Raw genomic sequence first — 20,564 nt, 5'->3', positions numbered from 1 at the left:
TGGAAATTCGTAAGGGATGTGCCGGCCAAGGCTAACCGAACCGGCTCGTTCCGGTGGCGCATGTCCGCGCCCGACCGCGTCGTCACTTCCGGGTACTCCATCGGGTTCAGCCCAGGCCGAGCGCCTGCATGCGCTTGGTGTGCCCCTGTTGCAACCGCCGGAACAGCGCCGCAATTCCGGAGAGGTCGCCCGAGCCGGCGATGATGAGCTCCGCCAGCCCGTCGCGCTCGGCGACGACGTACTGGGCCTGGGTCAGCGCCTCGCCGAGCAGCCGGCGCCCCCACAGGGCGAGCTTGTCGCGGGTCTTGGGGTCCGCCTCGATGCCGGCCGCGACCTCGCGTTCGGCGAACGCCGAGTGGCCGGTGTCGGCCAGCACGGTCAGCACCAGGTCCTTGGTCTCCGGGTCGAGCCAGCTGGCGATCTCCCGGTACAGGTCGGCGGCCAGCCCGTCGCCCACGTAGGCCTTGACCAGCGACTCCAGGTACGACTTCGGGGGCGTCGAGGCGTGCCAGGCGTCGACCTGGGCCACGAACGGCGCCATCGCGTCCTCGATCTTGACGTCCTGGGCGGCCAGGTGCTGGGCGAGCAGGCCGTAGTGACCGATCTCGGCGGCCGCCATGGTCGCCAGCGCGGCGCGGCCGGTCAGCGTGGGCGCGCTGCGCGCGTCCTCCGCCAGCCGGTCGAACGCGGACAGTTCGAGGTAGGCGATCACACCCAGAAGGTCGACTACGCCCTCGGACATCTCTTTCGGCTCGGTCACCGGGGCAGGGTATCGCCGAAGCACCCGGGCGTGTCGGGACGAGACCGATCACACTGGTTCCGGCGCGGCGGGTACTGTCGAAAAACGGCTGACCAGGTACACTGGCGTCCGATATCAAGCTTCCGTACGCCATACCGGCGTCGGGAACAGGCAGGTCACGTGGCCTGCCGACGTACTGCAATGTGCGTGCACGCCTCTTCCGGCATTCCCGGGGCGGACCGGTTCCGCGCTTGAAAACCAGCGCCAGGGACCAGGGTTTACTCCCGGTCGAGTGTCGAGCGGACCCACGGCTGTGCGCGCTGGTCACGAGAGAGGCGATCACCCTGACCGCAGAAATTCCCACAACCGAACAGACCCCCGCCGTCGCGCTGGAGCACAGCGAGACCGGCCCGGCCGCGCTCGACACCTCGCACCCGCTCCAGGCGGGCGTCGAGGTCGAGCCCGAAGCCCCGACCTTCGCGTCCTTCGGCGTCAAGCCGGAGATCGTCAAGGCCCTCGGCGAGGCCGGCATCGAGCGGACGTTCGCCATCCAGGCGCTCACCCTGCCCCTGGCCATGGCCGGCGACGACCTCATCGGCCAGGCCCGCACCGGCATGGGCAAGACCCTCGGCTTCGGCGTCCCGCTGCTGCACCGCGTGCAGGTCCCCGGCGACGGCACCCCGCAGGTGCTCGTCGTGGTCCCGACCCGCGAGCTGTGCATCCAGGTCGCGAACGACCTCAAGGGCGCCGGCAAGCACCTCGGCATCCGCACCCTGGCCATCTACGGCGGCCGTCCGTACGAGCCGCAGATCGAGGCGCTCCGCAAGGGCATCGACGTCGTGATCGGCACCCCGGGCCGCCTGCTCGACCTGGCCGAGCAGCAGCACCTGGTGCTGGGCAAGGTCCGCGGCCTGGTGCTCGACGAGGCCGACGAGATGCTCGACCTGGGCTTCCTGCCCGACATCGAGCGCATCCTCCGGATGGTGCCGGACGAGCGGCAGACCATGCTGTTCTCGGCCACCATGCCCGGCCCGATCATCACGCTGGCCCGCACGTTCCTGAAGCAGCCGACGCACATCCGCGCCGAAGAGAACGACGCGAGCGCCATCCACGAGCGCACCACCCAGTTCGTCTACCGGGCGCACTCGATGGACAAGCCCGAGGTCATCGCCCGCGTCCTGCAGGCGAAGGACCGCGGCCTCACGATGATCTTCAGCCGCACCAAGCGCACCGCGCAGAAGGTGGCCGACGACCTGGTCGAGCGCGGCTTCGCGGCCGCCGCCGTGCACGGCGACCTGGGCCAGGGCGCCCGCGAGCAGGCGCTGCGCGCGTTCCGCTCCGGCAAGGTCGACGTGCTGGTCGCCACCGACGTCGCGGCCCGCGGCATCGACATCGACGACGTCACGCACGTGATCAACTACCAGTGCCCGGACGACGAGAAGACCTACGTCCACCGCATCGGCCGCACCGGCCGCGCGGGCCGGACCGGCGTCGCCGTCACCCTGGTCGACTGGGACGAAGAGCCGCGCTGGAAGCTGATCTCGGACACCCTCGGCCTCGACAAGCCGGAGCCGGTGGAGACGTACTCGTCGTCGCCGCACCTGTTCGAGGACCTGGGCATCCCCGAGGGCACGAAGGGCCGGCTGCCGCTGGCCAACCGCACCCGCGCGGGCCTGGCCGCCGAGGAGGAAGAGGACCTGGGCGGCAAGAAGCGCGGCCGTCGTCGCGACGAGCCCGCCTCGGAAGAAGCCCCGCGCAAGCGCGCCCGGAGCCCGCGCAAGCGGACCCGCGGCGGCTCGCGGTCGGCCGAAGCGATCGAGGCGGCGGACAACGCGGCCGCTTCCGGTGCTTCGGAGGAGGCGCCGGCTTCGGAAGCCCGCACCCGGACGCGCCGGCGCACCCGCACCGGCAACGCCCCGGAGGCGACCGGTCCGGCCGTCGAGAAGGAGGCCGGCGAGAACGCCGAGCGCCCGGCTCGCCGACGCCGCCGTCGCCGTCCGGCCGCCACGTCTGATACACCTGCGTCGGCAGACTGAGGCTTCTCCATCGGGGGTCGGGTACGTGAGCGACGGCGAAAAGGCGGCTGAAGAGCCGGCTGCCTACGGGTCCGAGGACGTACTCGAGGACGCTCCGGAGAGCACGCCGCCCGCCCCGCGGGTCAAGGCACGGCGTTCGCCGTGGAACCGCGGGCGGGATCGGCTGGTCGCGGCGCTGATCGCGGTCGGGGTGGTGGCCGTCGCGCTGGTCATCGGCGTGACCAGCGACAGCGCGGCCACCGACCGGACGGAGGCGGGGCCGCCCCCGCCGTTGCCCGCGGCCCCGGACAAGGTGCCGGGGTCGGTGGCGGAGATCTGGAGCGCGCCCAGCGGCGTGACGCCGGTCCCGGTGGTGGCGGGCGACTCGGTCGCCACCGCGGACGGCGGCGAGGTCGCCGTCCGCGACCCGCTCACCGGCCAGATCCGCTGGCACTACTCGCGTGACCTGCCGTTGTGCACCCTGGACTCGGTGTGGGGGCGGCTGAACGCCGTCTACCACAAGTCGCGGAACTGCAGCGAGGTCACGCAGCTGGACCCGGCCACGGGCCGGATCACGGCCCAGCGCAACGGCAACGCGGAGCTGGGCACCCAGCTGGTCGACGACGGCTCCCACGTGACGGCCACGGGCAAGACCCTCCTCACGACCTGGCGCGACGACCTGGTGCAGAGCGCCGAGTACGGCCAGGTCCCGGCCCTGGTCAACGCGGGCAAGCAGCCGCGCACGGGCTGCACGTACGGCACGGTGGCGACGGCGTCGGGCAAGGTCGGCGTGATCGAGCGCTGCCCGGGCGACCCGGCGGACCGCCTGACGGTGTACAAGGCGGCGCCGGAGAAGGACGACGAGCCGCAGGTGGCGTTCAGTTCGGTGCTGGCGGGCAAGCGAGCCCGCGTGGTGGCGATGTCGGGCGACCTGACGGCGGTGGCCCTCCCGGACCAGAAGCTCCTGGTGGTCTACAACGGCGACGGAACCCAGCGGGCGGCGTACCCCCTGGACGTCCCGGCGGCCGACCTGGCGGCCGACCCGCCGACGGGAGCCGAAGCAACCACCCAGACGGCGGCGAACCTGTACTGGTTCAGCGGCTCGAAGGTGGTGGCGCTGTCCCGCGACGACCTGGCGCCGCGCTGGACGTTGAGCAGCGCGTTGGGCCCGGGAGCGACGTTCGCGCAGCAGCTGGTGATCCCGATCAAGGGCGGCCTGGCGGTCCTGAACGAGACCGACGGATCGACGGTCCGGACGGTCGGGGTGGACCGCCGCGGGTACACGGGGATGGTCCGGTTGGCGGCGGCGGGTCCGGTACTGCTGGAGCAACGCGGCGGGACACTGGCGGCGCTGAAGTAGCGCTGGCCCGTGATGCCCCCCGAATCACGCGAGATGCCCGCCTGATCACGCGAGTTCCGCCCCCAATCACGCGAGTTCCGGCCTTGGTCACGCGAGACTCGGCCCCGATCACGCGAGATCCGGTTCCGGCCACGCGAGATCCGGCCTTGATCACGCGAGTTCCGGTTCCGGTCACGCGGTTGGGGTGGCCCGGCGGGCGGGAAGAGGCTTTTCGCGTGATCGCCGGGGCATCGCTCGCGATCAGAGGGGCATCTCGCGTGATTGGGCGGGCATCACTCGTGATTGCGGGGTAGCTCGCGATCGGGGTCAGGTGAGCCAGAAGAGAACCAGCGCGGAGACCGTGAACAGCACCACCGCCACGCCGGCTCCCAGGGCGGCGGGCCCGTTGCGGCGGTCGGCGACCCGCTGAGCCAGCAGGGCCAGCACTGCGGCCACCGGGTGGCCGATCAGCAGGGTCGGGCCGGGGCCCGGCGCGCCCGTGAACAGGCAGATGCCCGCCACCGCCAGCACGCCGACCGCGAGGACCGCGAGGCCGGCCGCCAGCGAGCCGGTGAACCCGCGCCACCAGCGACCGCCCGGCCGGGTAGCGGTGGGAGGGGCAGTGCCGTCCGGCTCGATCCGCTCGGGTTCGGCCCGCTCCTGGGGTGCGGTCTCCGCCGCAGCCTCGGCGAGGGGCGCAGCCGCCGCCTCGCCAGGCTTGGTCCCCCCAGCCTCGGCAAGGAGCGCAGCCGCCGCCTCGCCAGGCTTGGTCCCCGCAGCCTCGGCAAGGAGCGCAGCCGCCACCTGGCCAGGCTTGGTCCCCGCAGCCTCGGCAAGGAGCGCAGCCGCCGCCTCGCCAGGCTTGGTCCCCGCAGCCTCGGCAAGGAGCGCAGCCGCCACCTGGCCAGGTTCGGTGCGCGCCGCCGGTACGGCCGATGCTGAGCCGGCCTCGGCGCCCGAACCGTCCTGTCGGGTAGCGGCCGGAGGGGCAGCGCCGTCGAGGTCGGCCTCCTGCTCAGTGGTCCGTGCCGCTGGTACGGCCGAACCTGGGCCGGCGTCGGTCTGCGGTGTCTTGGGCTTTCCCTCCTGCGGGCTCCCTGCAGGCAGCGGGATCGTTGCCAGTTCGTCGGTGTCCGGTGAAGCCACGTTCCCTCCCGTTCAGGGCGCGAGCAGGTCCCACGGCTGCGCCGCCGGTGCTGCCTCCTGACCCGCCGCGCAGCTCGGCCGGAAGTCGCACCATGCGCAGCGGCGGTCTGGGCGGGGTGGGAACAGTGCGTCCTCGGCTCCGCCCGCCTCCAGGGTATCCGTGGCCAACCTCAAGTCGGAGGCGGTCTCTCCGGCGCGTTGGAGGTGCCTCTGCAGGCTCTCCGGCGTGTGCTCCGCCGCCGCTATCGTGCCTGTCGGGAGGTGGTGCAGCTCCACCGTTGTGCACGGCATCCGCAACGTGCGCGCCCCCGCCACCGCGTACAGCGCCAGTGCTTGCGACGCACGGGCCTCGTACTCGTCCGGTGGGCGCCGTCCCGTTTTGTAGTCCACGATGACCAGTGCGCCGTCGCGGGCGTCGATGCGGTCCGCGCGGCCCTCGATGATCATCGACGGCCGCTCGCCCGGTGTGGCGCTGACCGGGGCCGACACCCACCGCTCGAGCCCGACCGGGTCGTGCGAGACGTCGTTGTCCTCGACGTACTCCGCCACCCAGCCCTTGGCGCGCGCCCGGTAACGCGCCGCCTGCTCCTCGGTCTCGAAGCCCGCGTCCTTCCAGAACTCCGCCACCAAGGCCACCGCCCGCTGCGGCACGCGCTTGAGCACCGGCAGGTCGAACAGCGCCCGCAACGCGTTGTGCACCACCGCCCCGAGCGTGCTGTGCGCCCACGGCCCGGTGCGCTGCGGGGTCGGCCGCTGCAGGTACGCGAGGCGGTACCGGCGCGGGCAGTCGTCGAAGGTGGCCAGCCGCGCCGGCGAAACCTTCATGAGCCGCACTGGTTGCTCGACGCCGAAGTCGAAGCCCATCTGCTCCTTCACTCCGCCCACGCTACGCACCACCACCGACACTTTTTTCGGGGGTTCGGGTGGCGGAGCCCCCGACCTGGGGCGAAGCCCCGGATGTCACCGACACTTTCCGCGCGGGGCGACGCCGCCCCGCGCGGAAAGCCGGCTCACCGCACGACCAAAACCGTGTGCGTGCCACCGGAAACGGTCAGCGGGCCCGCCGCGCGCAGCGGACGCCCGTCCAGCAGCACCAGACGACCCGCAGGCACCGCCAGCGAGCCCGACGTCCCCCGCGGCGCGGAAACCGTCAGCGAGAACACCGAACCCTGCTGAGACCACGAAGCCGACAACGCACCCTTCGGCGTCGGCACCGCTCCTCGCGCCCACGAAACCGTCCCCGGGTGCGGCGCGACCGTCCAGGTCGCGAAGCCCGGCGACGTCGGCGAGACACCCAGCAGCTCGTTCGTCAGCGCCGGCACGACGCCGGTCGACCAGCCGTGCGCGGCCGAGGTGTACCCCTGCTCGTAGTGCGAACCGCCCTCGCCGATGCCCTCCCACGCCGTGATGCCCGGGTCGTGCGTGGCCATCCAGCCGTACATCCGCTTGATCTGGTCGATCGCCGACGCCGCCTGCCCGCTCCGGAACCGCGCCTGCAGCTCCGGGAACGACGTGAACGCGTACACGCGCTTCGTGCCGTCGCCCACCAGGGTGTCGTTGTCCATGAACGGGTTCCCGTACGGCAACGCACCCGCCGCGAGCCGCACCAACGCCGAAGCCGCCTGCGCGGGAGACGCGATACCAGCCAGAACCGCGTGGCTGTTGCCGTCCTGTCCGTGCCGCACCGCACCCGTCGCCGAGTCGAGGTACGCGCCGGCCGCCGGATCCCACAGATACTGGTTCACCGCCGTGGAGACGCCCGAAGCGCGCGAGAGCCACCGCTCCGCGTCGGCCGCGTGTCCCGTCGCCCGCGCCAGACCGGCAGCGCCCTGAAGCGCCCGGACGTACAACGCGTTGTAGTACGTCACTTCGCCCGTACGCGGCAGGAACGCGTAGTCGCCGTAGCCGCCGGTGCCGTTGAGCCCCTTCGCGAGCAACCCGCGCGAATCGGTGACCGACGGGTACCAGTTGTCGAGCGTCTTCACCAGGTGCGGGTAGTACGAAGACGCGTACGCGGTGTCGCCCGAGTAGAGGACGTAGTCCCAGCTCGACGTCACCCACCAGAGCGGATAGTCGAACAGCGGCAGCGTGTAGTCGTTGATCGACGCGGGCGGGATCCAGCCGTCTGCGCGCTGGTGGTCGGCCAGGTCGGCGAGCACGTTCCGAGCCGCCGTCCCGTCCTGGTGGGTCAGGTACTGGGTCAGGCCGGACACCGCGACGTCGCCGACGTACGGGTCACGGTCGCGCTTCGCGCCGTCGTGCAGCACCAGCTTCCCGTCCAGCGAAGGCGAGAACGCGCCGCGAGGGTCCACATCGGACTCGCGGAACGTGTCCATGCCGAGCTCGTTCGTGTAGGACGCCGCGTACCAGTAGCGGTTCAGCTCGGCGTCCGACGACTCGAACCAGCCGCGGTAGGTGTCCGGCGTGCCGAGGAACGGCGTGAAGCCGAGCGAGACGCCGCTGATCCGCACCTCACCGGACGGCTGGGTCAACGGCGCGTCCGAGGCCAGCGCGTCGAGGCTGATCCGCAGGTAGCGGAAGCCGCGCAGGCCGTCCGCGCACACCTGGGTGCCGGCCGCGCAGCCCTTCGTGTCCCGCCAGGCCGTCGGGGTCGTGGGCACGGCGATCTGGTCGCTGCCCGGGCCGCCCGAGAAGTCCGAGCGCGAGAAGTCGGAGCGCTCGCCGAGGTACTGCTGGGTCTCCGAGGTCGACACCCGGATGCCGGGGTGGTTCGCCGACGCGCCCGCGAACGCGATCTTCGGGTACCCGGCGACGACCTTGCCGAAGTCGACGACGGCGGTGGGCATCGGCGGATCGGCGACCACGCCGGGCCACACCTCGGCGACCCGGCTGAACTCGCCGGAGGGCGTGTTCTGGTCCTTGGTCACGGTGATCCGGACCTGCGCGGTCGTCACCGGCCGGTCGAACGCCACCGCGCGCTGCACGGCGGTGTTCCCGCTCACGGACGCCGCCACCCGCCACGCGCCCGCGTCCAGCACCTCGACCGTGAAGTCCTGCGGCACGCCGTCCACATTGGACAGCACGGTGACACCGGGTAGCGCGACCGGCGCGCCCGCGGTGATCGTCAGGACGTCGGGGTACGCGCCGATCGTGTCGTCGTTCCAGAACGTCCCCGGGTTGCCGTCGACGGCGTTGCCGGGGTCGTACGTCCGGGGCTGGCCGTTCCCGCCGTTGTTCGGCGCGTGGAACGAGGACGCGGCCGCCGTGGTCCCCGCCGGCCACCCCGGCTTCGGCGGCGGCGCCTGCCGCTTCAGCACCGCGACACCCCGGCCGAGCAGGCCGTCCGGGTCGGTGACGTCCCCGGTGGTGGACAGCACCCGCACCGGGGGGACGTCCCGGCTCGAGGGCGCGACGACGTACTTCTGCCAGCCGGGCGCCGCGTCCGCGGGCGCGGCGACCACACCGCTCGCCACCAGGACCGTGACCGGCAGGACTGCTCTGAGCCACTTCATCGAGGCCTCCGCACGAAGTTGAATCGTTTCAACCGCTGAGCTGAGCTCCAGGCTGCGGGAGCGGTGCCAACGATGTCAACGAACCGCACGGATCCTGTCCGGCAGGACAACCCGGGTGGCGGGTCAGTTCCCGCCGGCGATGAACCCGCGGACGGAGTTCGCGACGAGCTCGACGGCGATGGCCGCGAGCAGCAGGCCGGCCACCTTGGCCAGCAGCGTGATGCCGCTTTCCTTGATCAGCCGGATGACGAGCCCGGAGTAGCGCATGCAGAGGTAGATCACGAGGTGCGTCGTGACGATGGCCAGCGCCAGCGCGATGTACGCGCCGACGTGCCCGTCCGCCTGCCGGACGAACACGATGGTCGCGGCGATCGCGCCGGGCCCGGCCAGCAGCGGCGTGCCGAGCGGCACGAGCGCGACGTTGACGTCCTCGGCCGCCGCTTCGGGCTCGTGGCCGTTGCTGGTGAGCAGCTGCAGCGCGATCAGCAGGAGCAGCAGCCCGCCCGCGCCCTGCAGGGCCGGGATGCCGATGCCGAGGTAGGCCAGGATCGCCTGGCCCGCGACCGCGAACAGGCTGATGACCAGCAGCGACACCAGGACGGCCTGCCGGGCGGCGCGCGCCCGGGTCGCCATCGGCTTGCGGCCGACGAGGCTGAGGAACACCGGCACGGTGCCGGGCGGGTCCATGATGACGATCAGGGTGATCGTCGCGCTCATGAACAGTTTCGCGTCGAAGAGCGCCATGTCAGCCCTTCACGACCTGGAACCCCGTCGCCCGCGAGACGAGTTCCTCGAGCTGCCCGGGGTCGGTGGTGCACTCGCCGAGCGCGATCGTCTTGTTCGTGCCGTGGTAGTCGCTGGACCCGGTGAAGACGAGCCCGAGCTCGGCGGCCAGCTCGCGGACGCGGGCCCGCGTCGGCTCGTCGTGGTTCGGGTGGTCGGCCTCGACGCCGGTGAGCCCCCGCGCGGCCAGGCCGGCGAGGGTGTCTTCGCTGATCGTGGCGCCACGGCTGAAGGCGAAGGGGTGCGCGACGACGGTGACGCCGCCGGCCGCGGTGATCATGTCGATCGCCTCTTCGACCGGCGTGTCCCGGCGGGCGACGTAGTAGCCGCGACGGGGGCTCAGGTAGTCGGCGAAGGCCTCGTCGACGGACTTGACCAGCCCGGCCCGGACCAGGGCCTGGGCCAGGTGGGGGCGTCCGGGCGGGGAATCTTCGGGCAGCAGGCCGAAGATCTCGTCGATGTCGATGGGCAGGCCGTCGGCGGCCATCCGCTCGGCCATCCGGCGCAGCCGCGTGCGGCGCTCGACGCGCAACCGGGTCTGCTCGGTGACGATGGGCTCGGACGTCGGGTCAAAGAGGTAGCCGAGCAGGTGGACGCTGATCTGGCGGCCGGTTCCGGGGTCGATCGACACCGTGGACAGCTCGGCGCCGGGGACCAGCGTCAGGCCTGGTGACACCGCTTCGGAGGCGGGCGCCCAGCCCGCGGTGGTGTCGTGGTCGGTGATCGCGACGACGTCGAGCCCGGCTTTCGCGGCCGCGGCGACGAGCCCGGCCGGCGAGTCGGTGCCGTCGGAAGCGGTGGAGTGGGCGTGCAGGTCGATGCGCATCGCGTCCATTGTCGACGATGCGCTGCGTCACACGCGCGGCGGGACTCTTACCCGACGGGCTTCTTGCCCCGGGCGGCCCGCTGGGCCTTGATCATGGAGAAGCGTTCGGCCTGCTTCTGCTTGTCGCCGAAGACGAGCTCCGAGATCGTGTCGTAGAACTCCTCGGGCCGCGGCAGGAAGTCGATCTTGTTCAGCGCCTGGATCTGCCCGGCCGACTCGACCACCATCGTGCCGTAGCCCATCATGCGGCCGGTGGCCGTGCGGACGTAGCTGAGGTCGGTGACCTTGCTGATCGGCATCATCAGCACCTTGGTGGTGAACACCCCGGTGGTCATGACGAACCGCTTGTCGGTGACCACCAGGCGCTCGACCCACCACTCCATCACCACGTAGGCGAACCGCAGGACGACGAGCAGCGCGACGTACCAGAGGATGTTCTGGCCGATGTACAGCGCCGGCGGCAGCAGGTAGGACACCAGCACACAGACGGCCAGGAGCGCGGCCGCCTCGAAGGTGTCCCACAGGAGCACCGCCCAGTGGCGGCGGATCCGGATGACCCGCCGCTCGGTGTCGAGGAGGTACTCGTCGGGGTCGCGTGGCGCGAACATGGTTCGAGGGTAACCCCGGATCAGCCCTTGAACACGTTGCTGACGAAGGTGATCACCGATTCGGCCGAGCTGCGGAGGAAGTCGATGATGTTGCCGACGAGGCCGGCGGCCTGCCCAGGCTGGGCGATGACGAAGAACAGCACCAACGCGATGCCGGCGAGGCCCGCAATCTTCTTCACGTTCACCGCGATCAAATCCCGTCTCTTACGGTGACACCGGACAACAGCAGAGATCCTGACTTTTTACGTTGTACCGCACTGAACAGGCGCGCGGGAGGAAAGTCCCGCGCTTGGGTCAGCACGCGGTCCGAAGTGTACCGTACGGCTACTCTCCGTGTACAGGACAGCGGTTTTCCAGCCGGTCACGTCTACCCTTCGGGACATGGACGGCCTCACCAGCGCCACGATCCGCTGCGTCGGCGGGATCGCGCACGACCCGTACGGCCGTTTGCTGCTCATCCGGCGCCGGAACGACCCCGGTTCGGGGCAGTGGTCGCTGCCGGGTGGCCGAGTCGAACCGGGCGAATCGGACGAAACGGCCGTGGTCCGGGAGCTGCGGGAGGAGACCGGCCTGGACGTGATTCCGGGCACACTGGTCGGCTCGGTGCGGCGGGGCCCGTACGAGATTTTCGACTACGCCTGCGAAGTCGAGGGCGGCGTCCTCACGGCCGGTGACGACGCGTCGGAGGCTCGTTGGTCCGATGCGGCAGACCTTGCGGCCTTGGAAGCGGCCGGTGCGCTGGTCGAGCTCCTTTACGTGACGCTACGTGGGTGGAACGCCCTGCCGAGGGCCTGACTACAGCGGCAACCAGGTCATCCGCTGCCCGTGCGGCGCCGTCCGGGCCAGCGCGTGCGCCTCCGGCTTGCCGTCTTCCCACCGCACGACGCCCAACGTCGCCAGCCCGTCGGAGCCGGCCAGCTCCGCGCGTCCCGGCAGCACCGTCTCCAGCCCGGCCCCGTAGAACTCCTCCGAAACCCACCACAGCGGCCGCGACCCGGCCAGCCCGGCCAGCGTCGCGACGAACTCCGCCCGCTTCTCCGCCGGGAAGTACGCCAGCGCGTGGCTGGTGATCACCACCAGCGGCCCCTCCAGCGACGCCGCCGCCGACGCGAGGTCGTCGACCCCGTCCCCGGCGATCAGCCGCGGCCGGTGCTTCGCCTGCTCGGCCGCCGCCGTGCGCAGCAGCCGGATGCGGTCCGGCTGGTCCGCCCAGACGCACGCCTCCAGCCACGCCAGCTCGTCCTCGTCCGCCAGGTCCACCGGGGCCCGGTCGAGACCCGCCCGGTCGAGCACGGCCAGCTTCTTCGGCAGCTTGGGCACCACCGCGCCCGCGGCCAGGTCCAGCGCGCAGTGCAGCCCGACCGCCGACTTCGCCGGGCCCGCCGTCAGCTGGTCGCCGCCGTCGCACTGGTAGCGGTAGCCGAACCGGTCGAGGCCCAGCAGCAGGCCCGCGCTGCAGCCCACCTCCAGCAACGAGACCTTCCCGCCCGCTTCGCGAGCCGCCCGCGCGACACCCGGGTAGAGCAGCGCCGCCCGCCGGACCTCGTTCGTCTGCGTGTACCGCGACGAAATCAGCGCACGGGCCTTGTCCGCGCGCTCCAGCAGGAACGAGCGGAACAGCGGCCAGGTCTCGGAGTCGACGCCGTCGAAGCCACCCAGCGACGGGTAGTACCGCGACAGCGGGTGGATCGGGTCCGCCTGCACGAGCCGGTGCGCAGCCGCCATCAGCAGGGTGCCCCGCACCTCGCCGTCGCGGGCCGCGGCGAGCAGCCCGGCGACGTCGTCGTCCGCCGCCGCCTGCAGCGCGAGGTGTTCGTACAGCGGCGAGACCCCGCGGGCCTCGACTTCCGCGAACGTGCGGAGAATTCCCTTGATCCCGTCCAGGTCCATCAGAGCCTCATTCGTGCGGCACCGGCCGGCCCGGCTGCTCCCCGCCCCGAGTCTCCCCGTACGAGCGCTTCGGCACCATCACCTTCCGCCGGAAGGTGCACACGATCAGGCCGTCCTGCTTGTAGCCGCGCGTCTCGACGTACACGACGCCGCGGTCGTCCTTGGACTTCGACGGCGTCTTGTCGAGGACCTCGGTCTCGCCGTAGATGGTGTCGCCGTGGAAGGTCGGCTTGACGTGCTTGAGCGATTCGACCTCGAGGTTCGCGATCGCCTTGCCGGAAACGTCCGGCACGGACATCCCGAGCAGCAGCGAGTAGACGTAGTTGCCGACGACGACGTTCTTGCCGAAGTCGGTGGTCTCCTCCGCGTAGTGCGAGTCGAGGTGCAGCGGGTGGTGGTTCATGGTGATCAGGCAGAATAGGTGGTCGTCGTATTCGGTGACCGTTTTGCCCGGCCAGTGCTTGTAGACCGCACCGACCTCGAACTCCTCGTAGTACCGGCCGAACTGCACTCGTCTCTCCCTTGCCCGCGTACTGCGCCGTTGGTTACCGATCCGACCACAGCCACGGCCATCCGGTCGTGTGACGACGGTTACGTGCCGCTGCGGGGCGGCCTGCTTTCGGCCGGATCGGTAACACCGCGTGAGGCTGGTACGACACGCATCCGTAGTGAGGAGTACCCTCAACCATCGGTGTTCGCGCGTCAACGCGAGCCCCGCCACGTTGCACCGGCCGGAGGAGGTGAGGAACTCGATGAGTAGTGGCGATAGTCCGCTCCCTAGTAGTCCCAGCGTTCCCACCACACCCGCCGGCCGGCTCATCTCCTGGTAGGCCTTCTCTTCCCGGGAACGCTGGTGCGTCGCCGGGCGGACGCATTTCCGCCCCTGGTCCGTCGTCTCGCACGACCACGCACGACACCAGGAGAACCCATGCCTGCCATTCCCTCGCTCGGCGGCCTGCGCGGCCGCGGCAACAAGGGCACCGTGCCGGTCCGCCCGGTCCCGGTGCCCCTGTCGGCGTACGTCGTCGACTGCGCCGTGTACGTCGCCGGCGAACGCCTGCCCGGCCGCTGGACGCACTCCGAGGCGATCAAGGAGGTCCGGAAGCGGCACGAGGGCTTCGTCTGGATCGGGCTGCACGAGCCGGACGCCCAGCAGATCCAGGGGGTCGCGGACACGTTCGGGCTGCACGAGCTGGCGGTCGAGGACGCGCTCGAAGCGCACCAGCGGCCGAAGCTGGAGCGCTACGACGACACGCTCTTCCTGGTGGTCAAGACGGTCCGGTACGTCGAGCACGAGTCGCCGACGACGGCGAACGAGATCGTCGAGACCGGTGAGCTGATGGTGTTCCTGGGCCGCGACTTCGTGATCACCGTGCGGCACGGGAACCACTCGGGCCTGGCGCGCCTGCGCCGCGAGCTCGACGACGACCCGGAGCGGCTGCACCTGGGCCCGTCCGCGGTCGTGCACGCGATCGCCGACCACGTCGTCGACCACTACCTCGACGTCACGGGCCGGATCGAGAACGACATCGACGAGATGGAGGCGCAGGTCTTCGCGCCCCGGTCGCAGATCAGCGCCGAGCAGATCTACCTCATGAAGCGCGAAGTGCTCGAGCTGCGCCGCGCGGTGATGCCACTGGCGACGCCGGTCCAGCGCCTGGCCGAGGGCTACACGCGGCTGGTGCCGGACGAGGTGCGCTCGTACTTCCGCGACGTCGCCGACCACCTCACGACCGTGTCCGAACGGGTCGCGGCGTTCGACGAACTGCTGTCGACCCTGGTGGACGCGACGGTGGCGAAGATTTCGCTGCAGCAGAACACCGATATGCGCAAGATCACGTCGTGGGCGGCGATCATCACCGTGCCGACGATGATCGCGGGCATCTACGGGATGAACTTCGACTACCTGCCCGAACTGCACTGGAAGTTCGGGTACCCGCTGGTGATCACCGTGATCCTGGCGATCTGCCTGTTGCTGTACCGAATATTCCGGAAGAACGGCTGGCTCTAGGTCCCCTTTCTTTTTCCACCGGATTCCTTCGGAGAACCGTCATGTCCAGGATGCTGTCCAACCTGAAGTTCTGGGCGCTCGCGCTCAGCCTCGTGTGGATCTTCGTGATCACTTTCGTCATCGTCGCCGACCCGGGGTTCGCGCACGGGATGAAATAGCGCCCGGCGTCGTACCCTGGGCGCATGCCGAAAGCGCTGGTCGTCTCGGACGAGGTCGAGGAGCGGTTGTGGACCGACGCGGTCCGCGCCGTCTCCGTCGACCTCGTCATCGGCGCCGGCGACCTCCCGTACGACTACCTCGCGTTCCTGGCCAGTGCGCTCGACGCACCGTGCGTGTTCGTGCCGGGCAACCACGACCCGGACCTGAGCGGCTACACGCGCTACGGCGGACTGTCCATGAAGGACGGTTTCCCGACGGTCTGGCCGGGCCCGGCGGGCGGCGTCAACGCCGACGGCCGGGTCGTCGACGTCGCCGGCCTGCGGTTCGCCGGGCTCGGCGGCTCGGTCCGCTACAACGAGGGGCCGAACCAGTGGACGCAGCGCCAGCAGGCCCGCCGCGCCCGCGGGCTGGTCCGGCGCGCCCGCTTCCGGCGGTGGCGCGACGGGCGCGACGTCGACGTCCTGCTGACGCACGCGCCGCCGCGGCACCTGGGCGATCGCGAGGACCCGCCGCACCGCGGGTTCGCCTGCCTGCACCGCACGATCGAGGTGCTGCGCCCGAAGTGGCTGCTGCACGGGCACATCCACCCGCACGGCGAGCCGGTGCCGGACCGGGTCGCCGGCGGCACGCGCATCCGCAACGTGGTCGGTCACCGGATCATGGAGTTCTGATGAAGGAAACGGGATTCCCCCGCGCCGACGCGGAGAACGACTTCCTCCGCGCCCGCCGGGGCCAGGTGCTCTCGCGGCTTTCGACGTGGCTGCGCCGCGAGCCCGACGACGTCAACATCATGCTGCCGTTCCACGAGGTGGTGGAGGCGCTCGGCTACGCGGGCGAGCACCGGATCGGCCCGCGGGTGATCAAACTGGACTCGATCGTGGGCACGGTCGACCGCAGCCGCGACTTCGACCGCCGCTTCCGCCCGACCTCGGCCCGCGTCCGCGAGCGCTGGGAGCGCCTGGCCCTGGCGTCCCGCCGCGGCGAGGAGATTCCCCCGATCGAGGTCTACCGCATCGGCGAGCTCCACTTCATCATCGACGGCCACCACCGCGTCTCGGTCGCCCTCGCCCAGGGACTGTCCACAATAGAGGCCGTGGTGACGGTGGTCCGCACCAAACTGGCCCCGGGCGGCATCCGCCACCGCGGCGACCTGATCGTCAAGGACTACCGCCGGCTGTTCCTGGAGCGCGTGCCGCTGACGGGGCACGCGCGGGCGTCGGTGATCGTGTCGGACCCGTGGGACTACGCGAAGCTGGGTGAACACGTGGAGGCGTGGGGTTTCCGGCTGATGCAGGACGAAGGCCGGTTCTGCGACCGGGCGAGCGTGGCACAGCGCTGGTTCGAGGAGGAGTTCGGGCCGGTGGTGGGAATGCTGCGGCAGGCGGGCCTGATCGGCGACCGGACGGACGCCGAGGCGTACATGTGGGTGGCGGCGGAGCGGTACCGGCTGATCCGGACCCACCGCTGGGACGACGAGGTCATCGAGACGCTGCGGTCGCGGCAGCACTAGAACGACAACCCCGGCGTCAACGCCAGCTCCCGCACCTCCTCCAGCGTCAAAGTCGGCTCCGGGCGCTGCTTCGGCAGCGGAACCCCCGCCTGCTCCAGCGCCCCGCTGTCGTTCGACCGGAACTGCACGACCGCGTCCGGTGTGGCCAGGGCCACGCGGTGGGTCAGGATGTCGCCGGAACGCAGCGTCGACAGCCACAGCAAGCCCTGCGGGGTCGGTTCCGTGCGGCAGACGATCTCGCCCGGTTCCTTGCACGGCGGGCCGCCCGAGTTGCGGCTGGGCACCATCACGACGTACACCGACCCGGAGCCCCGGGCGTCGGTCACCCGGACCCCCATGTGGAACAACGCGTCCCGGGGCGCGTCGCCCGCCGGGTCGGCGATCAGGTGGAACGGGTCCGCCGGCGGCACTTCGCCCGGGATCGTCAACCGGGTGATCTGCGCGTCCGGGGGCAGCAGCGAGCGCACCGCGCGACCCACCACGCAGCTCAGCCGGTCGACCAGGGCCGCGCGCGTGTCCGAAGCCGCCGGGCAGGGCGCGGTCGCGACGCCGCTCCGGTGCGGCAGCACCACCACCGCCAGGCTCAGGGCCAGCACCACCACGGCCAGCGCCGCCGCGCCCGTCAGCAGGTGGCGACGGCGGGAAAGCCGGGCCGCCGCGAGGACCTTTTCGCCGGACAGGCCGATCGGGGGCTCGTCTTCCGTCACGTACGCCGTCAGCAACGACCGGATTTCCTCCATCACCACTCCTCGCCGGTCGGCGCCGGGAGCGCCGCGCGCAGGGCCTCGACCCCGCGGGCCGTCTGGGACTTCACCGTGCCTTCGGCGACGCCGAGCAGCGCGGCGACCTCCCGCACCGGGAGGTCTTCGAGGAACCGCAACACCACCATCGCGCGCTGCCTCGGCGTCAACGCCGCCAGCGCGCGCTCCACGTCCAAGCGCAACGGCGTGTCCCGCCCCGGTGCCGGCTGCGCCTCCGGTACCGACGACGTCACGTACTCCCGCCCGGACTTCCGGCGCCCGGCCAGGAACAGGTTCAGCAGGATGCGGCGCGCGTACGCGTCCGCCGTGTCCGGGCGCACCCGCCGCCAGCGGCGGTACAGCTGGACGAACATCGCCTGCACCAGGTCCTCCGCGCTGTGCCAGTCGCCGCAGAGGGCGAACGCCACCCGGCGGAACCGCTGGGCCCGTGCCGCGAAGTACTCGCTGAAATCGCCCCCCACCGGCCCTCCCTTCGCCCGTCGTCAGTGTCTCTAGTGCGCGGGGGCCCGGAAAGGTTCAACTGTCCCCCGTGCGAGCTACTCGCAGGTGTCCACCGCGAGGGGACGCTTCGCGGCCGCCGGATCCCTAGCGTTCGTCGCAGCCGCGGCACACCGGCCGCGCCATCGACGAAGGAGCTCTTCATGAGGCTGGTCTGGCAGCTGCTGGCGGTCGCGGCGGTCGCGTTCGCAGGCAGTCAAGGCGTCGCCGCGGCGGACGGGAACCCGTGGCTCACGGTCGTTCTCGGCGCCGTGACCGCGGTGCTCACCGTGGTCGTCTACCGCTGGGTGGTGCGGCGGACCGAACAGCGGCCGGTCACCGAGCTGGGCCGCCCGGGCGCCGGGCTCGCCGTCGGGCGCGGCGTGCTGATCGGGGTGGTCCTGTTCGCCGTCGTCATCGCGAACATCGCCCTGCTCGGGGCCTACGAGATTCGCGGCTGGGGCTCGGTGCCGGGTGCGGTCGGGCTGATCGGCTTCATGGCCGCCGCCGCGGTGACCGAGGAACTGCTGTTCCGCGGCGTCCTGTTCCGGATCGTCGAGGAACGCACCGGCACCGCTATCGCGCTGGTGCTGACCGCGGTGGTGTTCGGCGCTTCGCACCTGTTCAACCCGCACGCCAGCCTCTGGGGGGCGCTCGCCATCGGGATCGAAGCCGGCGGCCTGCTGACCGCCGCGTACGTCGCGACGCGCAAGCTGTGGCTGCCGATCGGCGTGCATTTCGGCTGGAACTTCGCCGCGGCCGGGCTCTTCAGCACCGAGGTCTCGGGCAACGGCACCCCGCAGGGCCTGCTGGACGCGGTGACGTCGGGCCCGGCGGTCATCACCGGCGGCAGCTTCGGCCCGGAAGGCAGCCTGTACTCGGTGCTGTTCTGCCTCCTGGGCACGGGCGCGTTCCTGTGGCTGGCCCGCCGGCGCGGCAACCTGGTGCCCCGCCGCAAGCACGCTGGGCAGGTCGACACCGTCGCTACGCTCTCCCGGTGATCGATCACCGGGCGCTCCTGGCGCGCTGGCGCCGGCTCGACGTCGTGGTCCGGGACCTCCCGCTCGGGCTGCTGTTCCTCACGGCGGCGTTCCTGCCGGCGCTGCGGAGCCACGGGACGGAGCTCGGCGGCCTGCCGGTGCGGCCCTTCGACGCGGTGGCCGTCGGGATGCTCCTGCTCGAAGCCCTCCCGCTCGGGATCCGGCGGCGGTGGCCGGCGCTGTGCCTCGCCCTGGTGTCGCTCGGCTTCGCCGTCGACCAGCTTCGCGGCTACCACTCGGTCGCGGGCACCGCACTGGCCGTGGCGCTGGTGAGCGCGGGCGCCCACCTGGACCGGTACCGGCGCACCGCCGCGGTGGCGTTTTCCGTGGCCTACGCCGTGCTGGCGGTCGCGCTCTTCCGCCTCGGTTCCGAACCCGTGGCCGAGTACGTGACGTTCTACCTGCTGCTGGTGTTCGCGTGGGGCATCGGCGCGTGGCTGCGCTCGACCCGGGTGGCGGAGGCCGGCCGCCGCCGCCGCGTCGCCGAGGACACCCTCGCCGCGGAACGCACCCGCATCGCCCGCGAACTCCACGACGTCGTCACCCACCACGTGACGGCGATGGTCGTGCAGGCCGAAGCCGCCAAGTACCTCACCGCCGCGCCCGAGCGCCTGTCCGAGACGCTGACCGCGATCACCGGCACCGGCCGCCGGGCCATCACCGACCTGCGGCACCTGCTGGACCTGCTCAACCCCGACCACGGCCCGCGAGTCAGCACGCCGCCGCCGGGCGGGCTCCGGCCGCTCGTCGAGCACGCGCGCGAGGCCGGGCAGCCGGTCGAGTTCACCGAAGAGGGTTCGCCGGCGGAGGCCACCGGCAGCGCCGACCTGGTCGCCTACCGGGTCGTGCAGGAAGCTTTGACGAACGCCCTCAAGCACGCCCACGGCAGCCGCACCGCGGTCCGGGTGCGCCACGGGGAACAGGAGATCGAGGTGGAGATCAGCACGGCCGGGTCCGGTGCGCGCGGCAGGACGCCCGAAGGGAGCGGACGCGGCCTCGCCGGGCTGCGCGAACGGGTCGGCGTGCTGGGCGGGGACTTCAGCGCGGACGCCCACGACGGCGCCGGCTTCGTCGTGCGGGCCCGGATCCCGACGGGGAGCCGGTCGTGACCGCGCCGATCCGGGTCCTCGTCTGCGACGACCAGATGCTGATCCGCACCGGCCTGGTGACGATCATCGGCGCCCAGCCCGACTTCGAGGTGGCCGGCGAGTGCGGGGACGGGCGCGCCGCGGTCGACCTCGCCGGCCGGCTGCACCCGGACGTCGTCGTGATGGACGTGCGGATGCCGGTGCTCGACGGCATCGAGGCCACCCGCCTGCTGGCCGGGGCCGGCGTCCCGCACCCGGTCAAGGTGCTGGTGCTGACGACGTTCAACCTCGACGAGTACGTCTACGAGGCCCTGCGCGCCGGGGCGAGCGGGTTCCTGCTCAAGGACGCGCCGCCGGACCGGCTGCTGCACGGGATCCGGACCGTGGCCACCGGCGCGGCCCTGCTGGACCCCGAGGTGACGCGCCAGCTGGTGGGCCGGCACGCCGCCCGGATCCGGCCCACCCCGGGCGGGGCGCCCGAGGTGCCGCTGACGCCCCGCGAACTGGAGGTCCTCCGCCTGATCGCGGACGGCCTGTCCAACAGCGAAATCGCCGCGCGGCTGGTGATCAGCCAGGAGACGGTGAAGACGTTCGTTTCGCGCATCCTCGCCAAGCTGCAGCTGCGCGACCGCGTCCAAGCCGTCGTCTACGCCTACCGCCACGGCCTGGTGACGTGAGACGGGCCTCCCCGGACGAGGA

At 71.7% G+C, this 20,564-nt stretch carries 21 protein-coding genes; 9 read left to right on the top strand and 12 right to left on the bottom strand.

The window, feature by feature from the left end; all coding sequences use genetic code 11:
* Nucleotides 1–106 precede the first annotated feature (106 nt).
* Nucleotides 107–742: a ferritin-like fold-containing protein gene (locus C2L59_RS31880; RefSeq protein ID WP_199199361.1), complete on the bottom strand. Its 636-nt coding sequence runs from the start codon at nt 740–742 to the stop codon at nt 107–109.
* Between the two features lie 248 nt (nt 743–990).
* Between C2L59_RS31880 and C2L59_RS31875 the strand changes: the two genes are divergently transcribed.
* Nucleotides 991–2,775 carry a DEAD/DEAH box helicase gene (locus C2L59_RS31875; RefSeq protein ID WP_103353239.1) on the top strand — a complete coding sequence of 595 codons (1,785 nt, stop codon included), beginning with the start codon at nt 991–993 and terminating at the stop codon, nt 2,773–2,775.
* 25 nt (nt 2,776–2,800) lie between these two features.
* Nucleotides 2,801–4,114, top strand: a complete 1,314-nt coding sequence (locus C2L59_RS31870; RefSeq protein WP_199199351.1) for a hypothetical protein — start codon at nt 2,801–2,803, stop codon at nt 4,112–4,114.
* Nucleotides 4,115–4,420: 306 nt separating this feature from the next.
* Here the strand turns inward: C2L59_RS31870 and C2L59_RS50470 are convergent, their stop codons facing one another.
* The 7 genes from C2L59_RS50470 to C2L59_RS31835 form a co-directional block, all read right to left on the bottom strand.
* Nucleotides 4,421–5,239 carry a hypothetical protein gene (locus tag C2L59_RS50470; protein ID WP_370444800.1) on the bottom strand — a complete coding sequence of 273 codons (819 nt, stop codon included), beginning with the start codon at nt 5,237–5,239 and terminating at the stop codon, nt 4,421–4,423.
* A 12-nt stretch (nt 5,240–5,251) separates the two neighbouring features.
* On the bottom strand, nt 5,252–6,103 hold the full coding sequence (locus C2L59_RS31860) for a PD-(D/E)XK nuclease family protein (protein ID WP_199199360.1): 852 nt from the start codon (nt 6,101–6,103) through the stop codon (nt 5,252–5,254).
* Between the two features lie 146 nt (nt 6,104–6,249).
* Entirely contained in the window at nt 6,250–8,712 is a 2,463-nt protein-coding gene (locus tag C2L59_RS31855; RefSeq protein ID WP_103353238.1) for an alpha-L-rhamnosidase C-terminal domain-containing protein, read from the bottom strand.
* A gap of 123 nt (nt 8,713–8,835) precedes the next feature.
* Nucleotides 8,836–9,456: a MarC family protein gene (locus tag C2L59_RS31850; RefSeq protein WP_103353237.1), complete on the bottom strand. Its 621-nt coding sequence runs from the start codon at nt 9,454–9,456 to the stop codon at nt 8,836–8,838.
* A 1-nt stretch (nt 9,457) separates the two neighbouring features.
* Nucleotides 9,458–10,330 carry a PHP domain-containing protein gene (locus C2L59_RS31845; RefSeq protein ID WP_103353236.1) on the bottom strand — a complete coding sequence of 291 codons (873 nt, stop codon included), beginning with the start codon at nt 10,328–10,330 and terminating at the stop codon, nt 9,458–9,460.
* Between the two features lie 38 nt (nt 10,331–10,368).
* Nucleotides 10,369–10,929 carry a PH domain-containing protein gene (locus tag C2L59_RS31840; protein ID WP_003095467.1) on the bottom strand — a complete coding sequence of 187 codons (561 nt, stop codon included), beginning with the start codon at nt 10,927–10,929 and terminating at the stop codon, nt 10,369–10,371.
* A 20-nt stretch (nt 10,930–10,949) separates the two neighbouring features.
* Entirely contained in the window at nt 10,950–11,123 is a 174-nt protein-coding gene (locus tag C2L59_RS31835; protein ID WP_003095463.1) for a hypothetical protein, read from the bottom strand.
* Nucleotides 11,124–11,310: 187 nt separating this feature from the next.
* Here C2L59_RS31835 and C2L59_RS31830 point away from each other — a divergent pair, with 187 nt between their 5' ends.
* Entirely contained in the window at nt 11,311–11,724 is a 414-nt protein-coding gene (locus C2L59_RS31830; protein WP_103353235.1) for an NUDIX hydrolase, read from the top strand.
* Here C2L59_RS31830 and C2L59_RS31825 read toward each other — a convergent pair whose 3' ends face one another.
* Together C2L59_RS31825 and C2L59_RS31820 are read right to left on the bottom strand one after the other, a co-directional pair.
* The gene (locus tag C2L59_RS31825; protein ID WP_103353234.1) at nt 11,725–12,819 is read right to left on the bottom strand and encodes a DUF2332 domain-containing protein; all 1,095 of its coding nucleotides are present in this window, start codon (nt 12,817–12,819) and stop codon (nt 11,725–11,727) included.
* 7 nt (nt 12,820–12,826) lie between these two features.
* The gene (locus C2L59_RS31820) at nt 12,827–13,330 is read right to left on the bottom strand and encodes a MaoC family dehydratase (RefSeq protein WP_103353233.1); all 504 of its coding nucleotides are present in this window, start codon (nt 13,328–13,330) and stop codon (nt 12,827–12,829) included.
* 417 nt (nt 13,331–13,747) lie between these two features.
* Here C2L59_RS31820 and corA point away from each other — a divergent pair, with 417 nt between their 5' ends.
* The 3 genes from corA to C2L59_RS31805 all read left to right on the top strand — a co-directional run bounded on the left by corA (nt 13,748) and on the right by C2L59_RS31805 (nt 16,499).
* On the top strand, nt 13,748–14,830 hold the full coding sequence (gene corA / locus C2L59_RS31815) for a magnesium/cobalt transporter CorA (protein ID WP_103353232.1): 1,083 nt from the start codon (nt 13,748–13,750) through the stop codon (nt 14,828–14,830).
* Between the two features lie 182 nt (nt 14,831–15,012).
* On the top strand, nt 15,013–15,660 hold the full coding sequence (locus C2L59_RS31810; RefSeq protein WP_103353231.1) for a metallophosphoesterase: 648 nt from the start codon (nt 15,013–15,015) through the stop codon (nt 15,658–15,660).
* Nucleotides 15,660–16,499, top strand: coding sequence for a chromosome partitioning protein ParB (locus tag C2L59_RS31805; RefSeq protein ID WP_103353230.1), 840 nt, complete (start codon nt 15,660–15,662; stop codon nt 16,497–16,499). Before C2L59_RS31810 ends, C2L59_RS31805 begins: the two co-directional genes overlap by 1 nt.
* Here C2L59_RS31805 and C2L59_RS31800 read toward each other — a convergent pair.
* Nucleotides 16,496–17,239 (bottom strand): hypothetical protein, encoded by a 744-nt coding sequence (locus C2L59_RS31800; RefSeq protein WP_103353229.1) that lies wholly within the window; start codon nt 17,237–17,239, stop codon nt 16,496–16,498. The genes C2L59_RS31805 and C2L59_RS31800 overlap by 4 nt on opposite strands.
* Nucleotides 17,239–17,721 carry a SigE family RNA polymerase sigma factor gene (locus tag C2L59_RS31795; RefSeq protein WP_103353228.1) on the bottom strand — a complete coding sequence of 161 codons (483 nt, stop codon included), beginning with the start codon at nt 17,719–17,721 and terminating at the stop codon, nt 17,239–17,241. The genes C2L59_RS31800 and C2L59_RS31795 overlap by 1 nt, the downstream gene beginning before the upstream one ends.
* Before the next feature lie 180 nt (nt 17,722–17,901).
* Between C2L59_RS31795 and C2L59_RS31790 the strand changes: the two genes are divergently transcribed.
* The 3 genes from C2L59_RS31790 to C2L59_RS31780 are packed head-to-tail and all read left to right on the top strand — an operon-like array spanning nt 17,902 to nt 20,542.
* Nucleotides 17,902–18,738, top strand: a complete 837-nt coding sequence (locus C2L59_RS31790) for a CPBP family intramembrane glutamic endopeptidase (RefSeq protein WP_103353227.1) — start codon at nt 17,902–17,904, stop codon at nt 18,736–18,738.
* A complete protein-coding gene (locus C2L59_RS31785) occupies nt 18,735–19,886 on the top strand; it encodes a sensor histidine kinase (protein WP_103353226.1) in 1,152 nt (383 codons plus the stop codon). The genes C2L59_RS31790 and C2L59_RS31785 overlap by 4 nt, the downstream gene beginning before the upstream one ends.
* On the top strand, nt 19,883–20,542 hold the full coding sequence (locus tag C2L59_RS31780) for a response regulator transcription factor (RefSeq protein WP_103353225.1): 660 nt from the start codon (nt 19,883–19,885) through the stop codon (nt 20,540–20,542). Before C2L59_RS31785 ends, C2L59_RS31780 begins: the two co-directional genes overlap by 4 nt.
* The last annotated feature ends 22 nt before the right edge of the window (nt 20,543–20,564 follow it).

The organism is Amycolatopsis sp. CA-128772, assembly GCF_002904295.1.
Taxonomy (GTDB): Bacteria; Actinomycetota; Actinomycetes; order Mycobacteriales; family Pseudonocardiaceae; genus Amycolatopsis.
The sequence above is the reverse complement of the archived record's forward strand: the minus strand, read 5'-3'. Positions and strand labels throughout refer to the sequence as shown.

Bases quoted from the DNA above. Each gene is read 5' to 3' on its own strand.
- C2L59_RS31880 (WP_199199361.1), bottom strand. From the start codon at position 742: ATGTCCGAGGGCGTAGTCGACCTTCTGGGTGTGATCGCCTACCTCGAA.
- C2L59_RS31860 (WP_199199360.1), bottom strand. From the start codon at position 6,103: ATGGGCTTCGACTTCGGCGTCGAGCAACCAGTGCGGCTCATGAAGGTT.
- C2L59_RS31855 (WP_103353238.1), bottom strand. From the start codon at position 8,712: ATGAAGTGGCTCAGAGCAGTCCTGCCGGTCACGGTCCTGGTGGCGAGC.
- C2L59_RS31850 (WP_103353237.1), bottom strand. From the start codon at position 9,456: ATGGCGCTCTTCGACGCGAAACTGTTCATGAGCGCGACGATCACCCTG.
- C2L59_RS31845 (WP_103353236.1), bottom strand. From the start codon at position 10,330: ATGGACGCGATGCGCATCGACCTGCACGCCCACTCCACCGCTTCCGAC.
- C2L59_RS31840 (WP_003095467.1), bottom strand. From the start codon at position 10,929: ATGTTCGCGCCACGCGACCCCGACGAGTACCTCCTCGACACCGAGCGG.
- C2L59_RS31830 (WP_103353235.1), top strand. From the start codon at position 11,311: ATGGACGGCCTCACCAGCGCCACGATCCGCTGCGTCGGCGGGATCGCG.
- C2L59_RS31825 (WP_103353234.1), bottom strand. From the start codon at position 12,819: ATGGACCTGGACGGGATCAAGGGAATTCTCCGCACGTTCGCGGAAGTC.
- corA (WP_103353232.1), top strand. From the start codon at position 13,748: ATGCCTGCCATTCCCTCGCTCGGCGGCCTGCGCGGCCGCGGCAACAAG.
- C2L59_RS31810 (WP_103353231.1), top strand. From the start codon at position 15,013: ATGCCGAAAGCGCTGGTCGTCTCGGACGAGGTCGAGGAGCGGTTGTGG.
- C2L59_RS31805 (WP_103353230.1), top strand. From the start codon at position 15,660: ATGAAGGAAACGGGATTCCCCCGCGCCGACGCGGAGAACGACTTCCTC.
- C2L59_RS31800 (WP_103353229.1), bottom strand. From the start codon at position 17,239: ATGGAGGAAATCCGGTCGTTGCTGACGGCGTACGTGACGGAAGACGAG.
- C2L59_RS31790 (WP_103353227.1), top strand. From the start codon at position 17,902: ATGAGGCTGGTCTGGCAGCTGCTGGCGGTCGCGGCGGTCGCGTTCGCA.